This window comes from Bacillus sp. AF62 (genome assembly GCF_050312695.1).
Lineage (GTDB): Bacteria > Bacillota > Bacilli > Bacillales > Bacillaceae_G > Bacillus_A > Bacillus_A cereus.
Genome location: NZ_JBNPJZ010000313.1, coordinates 1 through 250 on the forward strand (window position 1 = coordinate 1; position 250 = coordinate 250).

Genomic DNA, 250 nt, shown 5'->3' on the forward strand with positions numbered 1-250 from the left:
ATGCAGGATATTAATCAAGATATTATTGATATTGGTGTGGAAAAAGGACTCTTTACCATCGTCTACGATAAAGAAATTGAGCCCAAACGTGTTATCAATTGGTTTTTAGACAAAGCAAAAACATACGATATTAAGCGTATCGCGATTGATAAATTCCGTTCTGTAGTCTTGAGGCCTTTATTAGAAGAAGCTGGTTTTAACGAAAGAGTTGAGGTAGTGCGACGCGGTCCGTATATCCACGCGATGCTAG

1 pseudogene is annotated in these 250 nt (G+C 38.4%); it reads left to right on the forward strand.

The features are described from left to right. A pseudogene (locus tag ACQRBL_RS32925) lies at nucleotides 1–250 on the forward strand (terminase large subunit); the annotation flags it as partial.